The organism is Actinoalloteichus caeruleus (assembly GCF_049311605.1).
GTDB classification, from domain to species: Bacteria; Actinomycetota; Actinomycetes; order Mycobacteriales; family Pseudonocardiaceae; genus Actinoalloteichus_B; species Actinoalloteichus_B caeruleus.
Genome location: NZ_CP186005.1, coordinates 267,107 through 279,356, shown reverse-complemented (window position 1 = coordinate 279,356; position 12,250 = coordinate 267,107). Strand labels below are relative to the sequence as shown.

The following is a 12,250-nucleotide window of genomic DNA, read 5'->3' as shown; positions in this document are numbered from 1 at the left end:
GGGTAGCTTCCAGAGCGGGACCCCAGTCGGTCAGGCGTTGACGTGACGACTGGGCCGCCACCACCGTGAGCTCCGGCCCACCGCTGCTTCCAGGAGGTTTGATGGGCACGACACGCAGGTCCCGGCAGCTCCTCGCACTGGGGGTGGGAGCGGCCCTGCTGGCCGGGTGCGCCGGAGGCGGCACATCTGACGGTTCCGAGTCGGCGGCGCCGGGCGGCGGGGAGGCCGCCGACGCGATGACCGAGTGGATCGACGAGACCATCGCCGGCATGAGCCTGGAGGAGAAGGTCGGCCAGCTCTTCGTCACCTACGTCTACGGCACCAGCGCCGACACGGCCCACGACAGCAACCTGGAGGAGTTCGGCCTGGCCACCCCCGCGGAGATCATCCAGCGGTACCACCTGGGCGGCATCATCCACTTCTCCTGGACCGACTCGCTGGAGAGCCCTCGGCAGGTGGCCGAGCTGTCGAACGGAGTGCAGGACGCCGCGCTCTCCTCGGGAGCCGGTGTCCCGCTCACCATCTCCATCGACCAGGAGCAGGGCGCCGTCCTCCGGTTCGGCGCCCCGGCCACGGAGTTCCCCGGCAGCATGGCGTTGGGAGCGGGCCGCAGCGTGGAGGACGCCCGTGCGGCGGCCGCCATCACCGGACAGGAGCTGCGGGCGGTCGGCATCACCCAGAACTTCGCGCCCGTCGCGGACGTGAACGTCAATCCGGCGAACCCCGTGATCGGGGTGCGTTCCTTCTCCTCCGACCCGGAGCTCGCGGCCGACTTCGTCACCGCCCAGGTCGAGGGTTACCAGGACTCCGATGCGCCGGAACGAACCGTGTCGAGCTCGATCAAGCACTTCCCCGGGCACGGCGACACCAACGTGGACAGCCACCACGACCTCCCGATCATCGAACACACCCGGGAGGAGTGGGAGGAGTTGGACGCTCCTCCGTTCCGAGCCGCGATCGAGGCGGGCGCGGACTCGGTGATGAGCGGCCACCTCATGGTGCCCGGTCTCGACGACTCGGGGATGCCGGCGACGCTCTCACCGACGATCCTCACCGGCATGCTCCGGGAGGAGCTGGGCTTCGACGGCCTGATCTACACCGACTCGCTGCAGATGGAGGGGGTCCGCTCGCAGTACCCGGATGACCGCATCCCGGTGCTCGCGTTGCTCGCGGGCGCCGACCAGCTGCTGATGCCGCAGCACCTGGACGTGGCGGTCCAGGGCGTGCTGGACGCCGTCGGGTCCGGCGAACTCACCGAGGAACGGATCGAGGAGAGCGTGCGGCGGGTGCTGCGCGCCAAGTGGGACCGGGGCATCGTCGCCGAGCCGCACGTGGACCCGGACCACGCCGAGGCGTTCGTGGGTTCCGAGGAACACCTCGCCACGGCGCGGGAGATCACCGACCGCACCGTGACGGTGCTCCGGAACGACGCCGACCTGCTGCCGCTCGACTCGGCACCGGGCAGCGTGCTGGTGGCCGGGTGGGACGAGGCGACGACCGCCGCGTTGGCGGAGGGCTTCGGCGAGCGCGGCGCGACCACGACGACGCTGCCCAACGACTTCCAACCTAGCCGGGAGCAGATCGGCCGGGCGACGGCGGCCGCCGGGGAGCACGACCTCACCGTGGTGCTCACCAACGGCGCGTGGCAGGACGCGCGCTCGGGGCAGCGGGACCTGGTGCGCGAGCTCGTTGCCACGGGGCAACCGGTGGTGGCGGTGGCCGTGCGGGACCCCTACGACGCCGCGTACGTGGAGGAGGCCGGGACCTGGGTGGCGACCCACTCCTTCAACCGGGTGACCATGGGATCGCTGGCCCGGGTGCTGCTGGGGGAGACGAGTCCTCGGGGTTCCCTGCCCGTCTCGGTGCCCGAGCCGGCCGGTTCCGGCGACCGGTTCCCCTTCGGCCACGGTTTGAGCTGGTGACCGGCGATGGCGGGACGAACGGGCGAGAGCGGGACGGCTGGCCGGTCCTCCCGGGGGCTGAGCAGGCGCGGCTTCCTGACGGCCACGGCCGTGACACCGGTCCTGGCGGCGGGTGCGGGTACCGCGCTTGGCTCGACGGTTGAGGAGGGCTCCGGCGCCGCCCCCGCACGCCAGGGCGGCCCGGTGCGCACCGGAGCCGACCAGCTGGCGGCGCGGGCCTGGGCACCGCTGGCGGGACGTCGGTTGGGGGTGTTGAGCAACCCCACGGCGGTGCTCGCCGACCTGGAGCATGTCGTGGACTCGATGCACGCGGCCGAGGGAGTGGACGTTGTCGCCGCGTTCGGCCCGGAGCACGGGTTCCGGGGCACCTCGCAGGCGGGCGGTTCGGAGGGCGACTACGTCGACCCGAGGACCGGCATCCCCGTGTACGACGCCTACGGGGTCGACGCGGGGGCTCTGGCGGCGATGTACCGGAAGGCCGGGGTGGACACGGTGGTGTTCGACATCGCCGACGTGGGTGCCCGCTTCTACACCTACATCTGGTCGATGTACACCGCGATGCACGCCGCCGCGCTGGCCGGGGTCTCGTTCGTGGTACTCGACCGTCCGAACCCGATCGGTGGCCGGGCGGACGGACCCCAGCTCGACCCGGCGTTCGCCTCGGGGGTCGGCCGGAAGCCAGTGGTGTTGCGGCACGGCATGACGGCCGGGGAGCTGGCCGGCCTGTTCGACGCCGAGTTCCTTCCCGAGGACGCGGGCTCCGGAGTGCCCTCCCTTGAGGTGGTGCGCCTGGAGGGCTGGGACAGGGGGCAGGTGTTCGTCGACACCGGACTTCCGTGGGTCCCACCGAGCCCGAACATGCCCACTCCCGACACCGCGACCCTGTACCCGGGCACCTGCCTGTTCGAGGGGACGGTGCTCTCGGAGGGCCGGGGCACGACACGTCCGTTCGAGACGGTGGGCGCGCCGGGCCTGGACTGGCGGTGGGCGGGGTGGCTCAACGATCGGGGCTTGCCGGGCGTCCGGTTCCGGGAGACCTACTTCGTGCCCACCTTCGGCAAGCACGAGGGGGTCCAGTGCGGCGGCGTGACCGCGCACGTGACGGATCCGGCGGCCGTGGACCCGATCGAGGTCGGGGTGAGCATGCTGGTGTCGGCGCGCCAGCTCTACCCGGACGAGTGGGGCTGGCGTCCCGACCACTTCATCGACAAGCTGGCCGGGTCGGCCACGCTGCGCACGATGATGGACGCGGGTGCCCCGGTCGAGGAGATCACCGGGTCCTGGGCCGCCGAGCTGGCCGAGTTCGAGGAGCGGCGGGCTCCCCACCTCACTTACCCGGGGAGGTGACCGTGCGCGCCACCCTGTCCACCCTGTGCGTGACGGCGGTGTTCCTGGCGAGTGGTCTTGGCTGGGGGGTCGGGGAGACGTCGGCGAGTTCCTCGTGGTCGGCGGAGTCGTGTCCGACGTTGCGCGAGGGGTCCCCGGAGGAGCTCGGCCTGGACTCCACGCCGCTCGTCGAGACGGCGGACCGGCTGCGGCGCTGGGCGGAACCCGCCACGGGCCGTCCCCTCTTCGCCGGGGCCGCGGTGTTGTACGCCCACCAGAACGTGGTGCTGCGGCGGGACTCCGCGGGGTACGCGCTCCGGTACGCGGACGGCGAGGGCCGTGAGCTGCCAGGCGAGGAGCAGCGCCCTGCCGGGACGGGCACGGTGTTCGACATCGCCTCGCTGTCGAAGCTCTTCACGTCGGTGCTCGTCATGCGGCAGGTGGAGGAGGGCGCCCTGCTGTTGGACGCCCCGGTGTCCCGGTACGTCCCCGAGTTCGGTGACAACGGCAAGGAGCGGGTGACCCTTCGCCAGCTGTTGACGCACACCTCCGGGCTCGAGCCGTTCCTGCCGCTGTGGCGGGACTGGCCGGATCGGGAGTCCCGGCTCCGGGCCGTCCTCGCGGTACGCCCGCAGGTGCCCCCGGGAAGCGCCTACGTCTACTCCGATCTGAACATGATCGCGTTGATGGTCGTGCTGGAGCGGGTGACGGGCCTGCCACTGGACGAACTGTTGCGGCGGGACGTCACCGAACCGCTCGGGCTGGCTGGCACCGGGTTCCGGAACGCGGACGACCCGGTGGGTGACGTCGCGGCCACCGAGTACCAGGTCGTGCCGGCCAGGGGGATGGTGCACGGCGAGGTGCACGACGAGAACGCCTGGTCGCTCGGCGGGGTCTCCGGCCACGCCGGGATGTTCTCCACCATCGACGACCTCGCGGTGTTCGGTCAGACGATGCTCAACGGCGGGTGCTACGGCGGGGCCAGGATCCTCCGGCCGAGCACGGTTCGCCAGATGCTCACCAACCACAACGACGCCTTCCCGAGCAACCCCCGGGGGCTGGGCTTCGAGTTGGACCAGCCCTTCTACATGGGAGGGCTGAGTGGTCCCCTCACCGCCGGGCACACCGGCTACACGGGTACCTCGTTGGTTCTCGACCCGCTCTCGAACTCGGTCGTCGTGTTGCTCACGAACCGGGTGCACCCCTCTCGGGACTGGGGCTCGATCAACCCAGCACGGGCGGCGGTGTCCGATGCGCTGGCCTCCGTGGTCGGCCGCGGCGACGGGAACTCTCCGTAGCCCTGTCGCCCCCGCCGGACCTCGGCCCGTGATCACGCTTCGTGGTCACGGGCCGATCGCGTTCGGCCGCCCCCGACGCGGCCCGTCCCATCCCGGCCCTTTTCCCACCACCATCCGTTGCGGTGAGCGCGCAACCACTAACGGGTGGCTTTGACACGTTTCGTAAACAAGCGGGCAACGGTGATAACGCGGGTGGCCCGTTCGGCGATAGGCCGTTCCGCAACGGCGTTTCTCGGGTTTTCGCGACGTTCCTGGTGGTGGAACGGCCTTCGAGGCGATCGAGATAACCGAGTGATGACGAGATGGATACGAGGATTGACCAATCAAAATGATTGTTAGTAAGTTTCCGACGTGACGAAGCGTATCGGGCAGAGCGCGGCGCAGACCGAGGGCAGCCCTCTTGTTCGGATCCGCTCACTGCTACCTGGCCTGGCCCGAGCGGAGCAGCGAGTAGCCAACGTCGTACTGGAGGACCCGGCGGCGGTCACGCACCGCAGCATCACCGAGGTGGCGGAGGCCGCCGGGACGAGCGAGACGACGGTGACCCGGTTCTGCAAGGCGATCGGCATCCGCGGCTACCCGGAACTGCGGCTCGCCCTCGCCGCGGACACCGCCCGGAACGCCGTCCGCGACGAGCAGAAGCTCGGCGGCGAGATCGGCCCCGGCGACGACCTGCACGACGTGATCGGCAAGGTCGCCTACGCCGACGCCCGGGCGGTCGAGGAAACCGCCGAACAGCTCGACCCCATCGCCCTCCGCAAGGTCGTGGACCGCGTCTCCGCCGCTCGCCGGGTGGACGTGTACGGCGTGGGGGCCAGCGCCTTCGTCGCGATGGACCTCCAGCAGAAACTGCACCGGATCGGGCGAGTCTCGTTCGCCTGGAACGACAAGCACATCGCGCTGACCTCGGCCGCGGTGCTCTCCGAGGACGATGTCGCGGTGGGCATCTCGCACACCGGCTCGACGGCCGACGTCATCGAGGCGCTGCGGGTGGCCAGGGCGAGGGGAGCCACCACGGTGGCCATCACCAACTTCCCCCGCGCGCCCATCACCGAGGTGGCGGACCATGTGCTCACCACCGCCGCCCGGGAGACCACTTTCCGCAGCGGCGCGATGGCGAGCCGAATCGCACAGCTCACGTTGATCGACTGCCTGTTCATCGGGGTCGCCCAGCAGCACTACGAAACGGCTCAGGAGGCGCTGGAGGTCACCTACGCCGCGGTCGTGGGACAGCGTCTGGGAAGTCGCCCGGATGGCAGGCGCAAGGCGAGGGACGGCATCTGATGAACATGCGGACGGGCCAGACGGTGGTACGCGTCAACTCCCCCACGGAGACGCGCAACCCGAGAACGACGGACATCGACCTGCTCCCCAGCGCCGACATCCTCAGGATGATCAACTCAGAGGACCGGCTGGTGCCCGACGCCGTCCGCGAGGTGCTCCCGCAGCTCGCGATCGCGGTGGACCTGGCGGTCCACGCGCTGCGTTCCGGCGGCCGGGTGCACTACGTGGGAGCGGGCACCTCCGGCCGGCTCGCGGTCCTCGACGCGGCCGAACTGATGCCCACCTACAACGTTCCACCGGACCTGTTCGTGGTCCACCAGGCCGGTGGTGAGGCCGCCTTCGCCCACGCCCTGGAGGGCGCGGAGGACGACGCCGACGCCGGTGCCTCCGCGATCGAACGGGCGGCGGGTGCCCGCGACTTCGTGCTCGGGCTCACCGCGTCCGGGCGGACCCCCTACGTGATCGGGGCGCTGACCGCCGCCCGGCGGTTGGGAGCCACGACGGCGCTGGTGAGCGCGAACCCCTCCAACCTGGAGACCTGCCGGCAGCAGGCCGACGTGGCACTGGCCGTGGACACCGGCCCCGAGGTCATCGCCGGTTCGACCAGGATGAAGGCGGGAAGCGCCCAGAAGCTGGTGCTGAACGCCTTTTCCACCGCGGTGATGGTCCGGCTCGGCCGCACCTACTCCAACCTGATGGTCAGCATGCAGGCGAGCAACGCGAAGCTGCGCGGACGGACGGTGACGATCCTTCGCGAGGCCACGGGTGCCGACGACGTCACCTGCGAACGGGCGTTGACCGAAGCCGAGGGCGAGGTCAAGACCGCGCTGGTGACCCTGCTCGCCGGCGTCGACGCCGACCGGGCGCGACAGGCACTCGACGAGGCGGACGGGCACGTCCGGGCCGCCCTGACCGAGCTGACGCACGCCTGAGGCGCCACGGGCCCGGCGGTGCCCGGCAGTCGGAGGAGACCGCCGGGCACCGGTCCGAACGACGCGGGCGTCAGTCGTCGGCGGGTTTGCCCAGACCCGAGGAGATCAACTCCATGACCGAGGAGTCCTGCAATGTCGTGACGTCACCGAGTTCGCGCTTCTCGGCGACGTCCCGCAGCAGGCGGCGCATGATCTTGCCCGACCTGGTCTTGGGAAGCTCGGGGACGACCATGATCTGCCGGGGTTTGGCGATGGGACCGATGACCGTCGCCACGTGCTGGCGCAGCTCGGCCACGAGCTCGTCGCCGCCCGCGTGTTCGGTGGCGTCCCCGCGGAGGATCACGAACGCGACGATCCCCTGGCCGGTCGCCGGGTCGCTGGCGCCGACGACCGCCGCCTCGGCCACGGCGGCGTGGGAGACCAGCGCCGACTCGACCTCGGTGGTGGAGATGCGGTGGCCGGAGACGTTCATGACGTCGTCCACCCTGCCGAGCAGCCACAACGCGCCGTCCTCGTCGTACTTCGCCCCGTCGCCCGCGAAGTAGTAGCCGCGATCGGCGAACCGCGACCAGTAGGTGTCCCGGAAGCGCTCGTCGTCACCCCAGATGCCGCGGAGCATCGCCGGCCACGGCTCGGTCAACACCAGGTACCCACCCCCGCCGGGGCCGACCGGCTCACCCGTCTCGTCGACGATCTCCGCCGAGATCCCGGGCAACGTCCGCATGGCGGAACCGGGCTTCGTCGCCGTCACCCCGGGCAGCGGGGAGATCATGATGGCGCCCGTCTCGGTCTGCCACCAGGTGTCCACGACCGGGGTCGCCCCGCCGCCGATGTGTTGGCGGTACCAGATCCACGCCTCCGGGTTGATCGGCTCACCGACGCTGCCCAGCAGGCGCAACGAGGACAGGTCGTAGTTGGCCGGGATGTCGCTGCCCCACTTCATGAACATCCGGATCGTCGTGGGAGCGGTGTACAGGATCGACACCCGGTAGCGCTGCACGATCTCCCACCAGCGGCCCTCGTGCGGGGTGTTGGGCGTGCCCTCGTACATGACGGAGGTGGCGCCGTTGGCGAGCGGACCGTAGACGATGTACGAGTGCCCGGTGACCCAGCCGATGTCGGCGGCGCACCAGTACACGTCGGTCTCGGGTTTGAGGTCGAAGACGGCGTGGTGGGTGTAGGCGGCCTGGGTCAGGTAGCCACCCGAGGTGTGCAGGATCCCCTTCGGCTTCCCCGTCGTGCCGGAGGTGTAGAGGATGAAGAGCGGGTGTTCCGAGTCGAAGTCCTCCGGGGTGTGCTCGGGGGACTGCCGGTCGACGGTCTCGTGCCACCAGAGGTCCCGGTCCGCCGTCCACTCCACGTCGGCGCCGGTCCGGTTGACCACGAGGACGTGGCGGACGCTGGGCGCGTCCCGCAGCGCCAGGTCGACGTTGGACTTCAGGGGTAGCGCCTTGCCGCGCCGGTACTGCCCGTCGCTGGTGATGACCAGCTTCGCCTCGGCGTCCTGGATGCGGGCGCGCAACGCCTCCGCCGAGAACCCGCCGAACACGACGCTGTGGGTGAGCCCGAGTCGCGCACAGGCCAGGAGGGCGACCACCGCCTCCGGGATCATCGGCAGGTACACGGCGACGCGGTCACCGGCCCGCAGACCCAGTTCCGTCAGCGCGTTCGCCGCGCGCGACACCTCGGCGCGGAGGTCCGCGTAGGTGATGGTCCTCGTGTCGCCGGGTTCGCCCTCCCAGTGGATGGCCACGCGGTCGCCGTGGCCGGCCTCCACGTGCCGGTCCACGCAGTTCACCGCGACGTTCAGCCGGCCCCCGACGAACCAGCGGGCGAAGGGCGCGTCCGACCAGTCCAACACCTCGTCCCACCGGGTCTCCCAGCGCAGGCGGTCGGCCTGGTCGGCCCAGAACGCCAGGCGGTCCCGGTCGGCCACCCGGTAGAGGTCCGGCGTGGCGTTGGCCTGGGACGCGAACCGCTCGCTCGGTGGGAACTCCCTGCTCTCGCGAAGCAGGTTGTCCAGGGTGACGGCGTCGTGCTCGGCCTCGGAGTGACCGGTGTCGTTGGTCATCGCGAAGGACCTCCCCTGCGTGGTCTACATCATCATGTGAGGGTGACCGTAGACGTCGGGCGGCCTTCTGGGTAGCAGCCCGAGGTCCGAGCCGGGGAGTCCGCGCGAGCTCCGCGGCGGCGCCAGGACGCCCCCACCTCCCCCGTCCGGGTGGCGACCCGGATGTCCGCCCGGACGGTGGTGGTCGCCAACCGGGGGCGGCGCCGGCTGGTGTCGCGGTGCCCACCGGTTGGGTACTGTCCGCCTCATGACCGACCCCCTCGCCCCGCTGCTCGGCCTTCCCGGCGTGGAGGAGGCCGTGCGGCGTGCTCGCGCCGACGTCGACGCGGTGCACCGCCACCCCGCGAACCGACGTGGCTGGGCCACCACGGGCGCGGAGGCCTCCGTGCGGGCTGCCCGCGCCTCGGCGGGGATCGAGGGAGCCGCCGTCACGCTTCCCGACTCCGGTGCGGTCAGCGATCCGGTGCTGGCGGGCTCCCTCCGGCTGGCCGAGGCGCTGGGAGGCCTCCTCCCCACGTGGCAGCGGGCGCCAGGCCAGGTGCTGGCGCGGATGCACGTGCTCGCGGCCGCCGACCTCGTCGACGACGCTGGCCGCGCGGGACTGGGCCGGCCGCGCGCCGACGCTGGTGCCACGGACCGGCTGACGCTGCTCGCCGAGCTGGTGGCCGGTGGCACGCGGGCGCCAGCTCCGGTCCTGGTCGCGGTCGTGCACGGCGAGCTGCTGGCGCTGCGACCGTTCGGTTCGGCGGACGGCCTGGTGGCCAGGGCGGCGGCTCGGCTCACCGCCATCGCGACCGGCCTGGACCCGAAGGGCCTGGTCGTGCCCGAGGTGGCGTTCCTCCGCCGGCGCGACGACTACCGTTCGGCGGCCGAGGGGTTCGCCAGCGGCGACCCGGAGGCGGTCGGCCGGTGGATCCAGCACTGCTGTGCGGCGCTCACCACCGGGGCCACCGAGGCGAACGCGATCGCGGACGCGCTCGCGGGCTGACCCGGGTCAGCGGCCCGAGCGCGGGGGGCGCCGCCGCAGGAGCGCCCGCAGGTCCCCCCAGACGGTCTTGAGGGCCACGAAGACCAACAGCGCGGCGAAGAGCCGGTCGGACAGCCGTTGGTCCATCACCACCGACCACTGGCTGGCGGCGACGGTGGCCAACACCCCGGAGCAGCCGATCCACAAGGACGCGCGCAGCGATCCGTTCCCCTTGCGCAGGGCGCGCGCCCCGCCCAGGATCGAGGTCGGGGTGATCACGAGCAGCGAGGTCCCCTTGGCCATCGCCGCGGGCGCGGCGAACCCCAGCTGCATCACCGGAACCATGATGGCCCCGCCCCCGATACCGGTCAGTGCCGAGAGCACGCCGATGGCCAGCCCGATCGGCAGCAGCCACAGCAGCGGCCACCCGGGCCCGACGTCCGAGGACACCTGGGGCGCCGGCCCGACCAACAGGTAGACGGCGGTGCAGATGGACACGACCGCGTAGGCCCACCTCAGCAGGGCGAGCGGCGCCCGGTTCAACAGCAGGTTGACCTGGCCGTGCCACGCGTAGGACGCGGCCCCGGCGACCGACAGCGGGGCCAGCGCGAGCAACGAGGTGGCCACGGCCTGCCGCTGGTCGAATCCGACCAGGGTGACCAGCAGCGGAACGATCGCCACGCCACCGCCGAGTCCGAACAGCCCCGACAGCGCGCCCGCGACCAGTCCGATGATCACCAGCTTCGCCCAGGGCACCCCGTCCAGCGTTCTCTCGTCAGCGGCGTTCTCAGACACCCGAGCAACATACGCCGGCCGCCCCGCTCTCCGGGGGCAACGATTACCTAGCTCACCTCGGCGGTTCCGCTTCGGCCGTCCGGCGGAGCGCCAACGGGCCCAGGTGGAGATCACCCGTGTCGCGCGTGCGGGTGTCCGGCGACATGGCACCATGACGCGGTGAGCAGCGCCGGACACCACAGCAACGGACGCTGGGACGGAGAGGGGACACCACCCATCCCCTCGATCCCGCTGTCCGAGGACGACCGCACCGACGGAGCCGCCGGGGAGAAGTCGATCGGCAACCTGGTCCGCCAGGCCACCGTTCACATGTCCACCCTGATCAGGGCCGAAGTCGAGCTGGCGAAACAGGAGATCACGGCCGAGGTCAAGAAGGGCCTGCGGGGCAGCGTCTACTTCGTGCTGGCCCTCACCGTCCTCGCCTTCAGCTCCTTCTTCCTGTTCTTCACGTTCGCCGAGCTGCTGGCGGTGTGGCTGCCCCGGTGGGCGGGTTTCGGAATCGTCTTCCTGCTGATGCTGTTGGTCGCCGGCTTCCTCGCCTACAAGGGATACCGCCGGGTCCGCAGCATCCGCAAGCCCGAACGAACCATCAGCACGGTGCGGGAGACAGCCGCTGGTTTCAGCGGCCACCGGGACCGCCTCGACGGCGGCGACCCGGACCGGACCGGCTGAGCAACCGCCACGGTGAGCCTGCCACCCGACCCGTCCACCGCCCGGCTCGCCGGCCCGTGGGCGCACCACGACGTCTCGGCCAACGGGATCCGCCTGCACGTCGCCGAGCTCGGTGAGGGGCCCCTGGTCCTCCTGCTGCACGGTTTCCCCGAGTTCTGGTGGGCCTGGCGAGGGCAACTCACCGCGCTCGCTGAGGCCGGTTACCGGGCGGTCGCCGTCGACCTGCGCGGCTACGGCGACTCCGACAAGCCCCCCAGGGGGTATGACGGCTGGACGCTGGCCGGTGACGTCGCCGGGTTGGTCAAGGCGCTGGGTGAGCAGCGAGCGCACCTGGTGGGGCACGCCTGGGGCGGCATGTTGGCGTGGACGCTCTCGGCCCTGCACCCGAGGCTGGTCAACTCGATCACGGTCCTCGGTGGCGCGCATCCCCTGGCGTTGCGGCGGGCGATCTGGCTCGGGCTGACCCGACCGTTGCGGCGAACCGCCCGCGCCCAGGCCCGGAGTGCGCGGCACCTCTTCGCCGCGCAACTGCCCCGCCTCCCCGAGACGCGGCTGACCAGGAACGCCGCGAGCCAGGTCGAGGCACTGCTGCGGGGGTGGTCGGGGCCGGACTGGCGGCAGACGTCGGACTTCGCGGAGGTGGCGCGCACGCACCGGACCGCGATGCTCATCCCCGGGGTGGCGCACTCGGCGATGGAGTACTACCGCTGGAGCGTGCGTTCCCAGTTCCGATCCGACGGGCGGCACTTCGCCGAGGCCGTCGACCGGCGGGCCACGGTTCCGGTCCTCCAGGTGCACGGGCGGCTCGACCCGTGTTTCCTCCCCGCGACGGCCGCCAGGTCCAGCCCCTGGACGGGGCCGAGATCGCAGCGCGTGGAACTGCCCGGCGTCGGCCACTTCCCCCACCACGAGTCCCCGGACCGGGTCAACGACCTGCTCGTCCGCTTCCTCACGCGGGTGACGGCCTGATCCGTCACGGGCGG

General features: G+C 71.6%; 10 protein-coding genes. 8 read left to right on the top strand and 2 right to left on the bottom strand.

From position 1 onward, the window contains the following. Positions 1 to 101 precede the first annotated feature (101 nt). From ACOJVX_RS01310 to murQ, 5 genes are all read left to right on the top strand, one after another. Positions 102 to 1,922, top strand: coding sequence for a glycoside hydrolase family 3 protein (locus tag ACOJVX_RS01310; RefSeq protein ID WP_026417643.1), 1,821 nt, complete (start codon positions 102 to 104; stop codon positions 1,920 to 1,922). A 6-nt stretch (positions 1,923 to 1,928) separates the two neighbouring features. Then, the gene (locus ACOJVX_RS01305; RefSeq protein WP_418155884.1) at positions 1,929 to 3,269 is read left to right on the top strand and encodes an exo-beta-N-acetylmuramidase NamZ family protein; all 1,341 of its coding nucleotides are present in this window, start codon (positions 1,929 to 1,931) and stop codon (positions 3,267 to 3,269) included. A gap of 2 nt (positions 3,270 to 3,271) precedes the next feature. Further along, complete coding sequence (locus tag ACOJVX_RS01300; RefSeq protein WP_337662212.1) at positions 3,272 to 4,546, top strand: serine hydrolase domain-containing protein; 1,275 nt, start codon at positions 3,272 to 3,274, stop codon at positions 4,544 to 4,546. Between the two features lie 351 nt (positions 4,547 to 4,897). Then, complete coding sequence (locus ACOJVX_RS01295) at positions 4,898 to 5,830, top strand: MurR/RpiR family transcriptional regulator (protein ID WP_245588698.1); 933 nt, start codon at positions 4,898 to 4,900, stop codon at positions 5,828 to 5,830. 5 nt (positions 5,831 to 5,835) lie between these two features. Beyond that, positions 5,836 to 6,762 carry an N-acetylmuramic acid 6-phosphate etherase gene (gene murQ / locus ACOJVX_RS01290; RefSeq protein ID WP_026417647.1) on the top strand — a complete coding sequence of 309 codons (927 nt, stop codon included), beginning with the start codon at positions 5,836 to 5,838 and terminating at the stop codon, positions 6,760 to 6,762. 70 nt (positions 6,763 to 6,832) lie between these two features. On the opposite strand, the gene acs is transcribed toward murQ, so the two are convergent. Then, positions 6,833 to 8,833, bottom strand: a complete 2,001-nt coding sequence (gene acs / locus ACOJVX_RS01285; RefSeq protein ID WP_051313492.1) for an acetate--CoA ligase — start codon at positions 8,831 to 8,833, stop codon at positions 6,833 to 6,835. Positions 8,834 to 9,080: 247 nt separating this feature from the next. On the opposite strand from acs, the gene ACOJVX_RS01280 reads away from it, so the two are divergent. Then, on the top strand, positions 9,081 to 9,821 hold the full coding sequence (locus ACOJVX_RS01280; RefSeq protein WP_026417649.1) for a hypothetical protein: 741 nt from the start codon (positions 9,081 to 9,083) through the stop codon (positions 9,819 to 9,821). A gap of 6 nt (positions 9,822 to 9,827) precedes the next feature. On the opposite strand, the gene ACOJVX_RS01275 is transcribed toward ACOJVX_RS01280, so the two are convergent. After that, positions 9,828 to 10,595, bottom strand: coding sequence for a sulfite exporter TauE/SafE family protein (locus ACOJVX_RS01275; protein WP_422647179.1), 768 nt, complete (start codon positions 10,593 to 10,595; stop codon positions 9,828 to 9,830). Positions 10,596 to 10,754: 159 nt separating this feature from the next. Here ACOJVX_RS01275 and ACOJVX_RS01270 point away from each other — a divergent pair, with 159 nt between their 5' ends. Beyond that, on the top strand, positions 10,755 to 11,267 hold the full coding sequence (locus ACOJVX_RS01270; RefSeq protein ID WP_030226157.1) for a phage holin family protein: 513 nt from the start codon (positions 10,755 to 10,757) through the stop codon (positions 11,265 to 11,267). Positions 11,268 to 11,279: 12 nt separating this feature from the next. Then, positions 11,280 to 12,236 carry an alpha/beta fold hydrolase gene (locus ACOJVX_RS01265; protein WP_026417650.1) on the top strand — a complete coding sequence of 319 codons (957 nt, stop codon included), beginning with the start codon at positions 11,280 to 11,282 and terminating at the stop codon, positions 12,234 to 12,236. The last annotated feature ends 14 nt before the right edge of the window (positions 12,237 to 12,250 follow it).